At 59.2% G+C, this 1371-nt stretch carries 3 protein-coding genes; all 3 read right to left on the reverse strand.

Features of this window, described 5'->3' with window-relative positions; genetic code table 11:
- Positions 1–29 precede the first annotated feature (29 nt).
- Positions 30–416, reverse strand: a complete 387-nt coding sequence (locus LH128_RS28160; protein WP_008833105.1) for a GAF domain-containing protein — start codon at positions 414–416, stop codon at positions 30–32.
- Positions 417–468: 52 nt separating this feature from the next.
- Positions 469–651, reverse strand: coding sequence for a hypothetical protein (locus LH128_RS33860; protein WP_156800026.1), 183 nt, complete (start codon positions 649–651; stop codon positions 469–471).
- A gap of 66 nt (positions 652–717) precedes the next feature.
- Positions 718–987: a response regulator gene (locus LH128_RS33865; protein WP_172705201.1), complete on the reverse strand. Its 270-nt coding sequence runs from the start codon at positions 985–987 to the stop codon at positions 718–720.
- Positions 988–1371: the final 384 nt, after the last annotated feature.

The raw sequence follows: 1371 nt of genomic DNA on the forward strand, positions 1-1371 counted from the left end.
CACCAACCGGCGCGGCCGCCTACCGGCCATCATAATTGACGCCGACCGGACTCCGTAATCGACGCGCTACACCCGTCTTTTCTCAGGATTGGGATCGAGATGTAACTCTCGAAGCCGTACTGCCTCGGCGTGTGGTGGTCGCGAAAGACAGGATCATACGCGACATGATCGATGATCACGCCTTGGCCGGAATCGCGGATTTCGTCGCAGATCGTGGTCTTCAAGTCGAGCGAGCCGCCGACGCCGAGCCCGAACTCGATTTCATCCCGGACAGCGCAGGCGGTCCAGCTCGTGTCGGTGACGCGCGCCACCGCAGCGAAACGAAGGCCAGTGATGCGGCAAGCGATTTCGAGGATGGATGGCACCGCATCGATGCGCGCAATCGCCGCAATATCGCTCCCCAACGCTTTCGTCATTCACTTCGTCCTATCTGTCAGACCAGCCCGATCGATCGCAGCCATGCCCTTATTAACCCGACCCAGTAGCCGCCCTGCGCAACGCTTCGCCGAGGCGCCACGGAACGCAGCATCGGCTTGGACAATCGACATCGAGCGGCTCACGCAGAGCAATGGCGTCCGCAATCTGGTCGAATACCATCGACAGGGATAACCGGCCAAATTGATGATCGGCAAGAAAAACGTTGTCGGCCAACCGGAGTTCATCCTGCTCCGGGGGCAGCGTCGAGCCATTGTCAGTCCACCCGCCACTCCGTCATCGTTAGGCACTCAGAGGCACACGCAATGGCACCTCGCCAAGCGCCTTAGCGGTAAAAGGCTTCTGGAGTTTGGGAACATTCGTGAAGCGCGCGTCCACTCCAGCCCCGGTGTAGCCGCTGACAAATACAAACGGGATGCCACGGCCTTCCAGAACTTCAGTGATGGGATAGGATTGAACGCCGTGCAGGTTGATATCCAGCACGCCGATCTCGAATTCACCGCCATTTGCTGCCTTGAGACCACACTCGAGATTGGCAGCCGATGCGACCACCTCATAGCCTCGCCGACACAGTAGCAGGCGGAGATGTAATCTGAATGTCCGCTTCCAAGCACGACAAAATCGCTGTCGAACGTTTCGGATGGGCGCGTTACGGCTGGGCAGCTCACGCCGTACCACTGCCGCGCAATCGGTCCCGGGCCCGATCATAGCCGATCTGCGCTCGGCGACTTACGCCGCGACGAGAGGAACTGCTGACTTATGCGATACGACGTTGAAGAGCCGAGCCCGCTAAGCCTCATCACGACGGACTATTGCCATCTTGGACTGAGCATTAGCAGGCAACGGCCATAGGAAAAGGAACGGTGTGTCGCTATCCGACGGCGATTAACGGGTAAGCGACACGCTCTAATCTAGCGGCAGACACGAACTCGGCGG

Source organism: Sphingomonas sp. LH128 (genome assembly GCF_000293195.2).
Taxonomy (GTDB): Bacteria; Pseudomonadota; Alphaproteobacteria; order Sphingomonadales; family Sphingomonadaceae; genus Novosphingobium; species Novosphingobium resinovorum_A.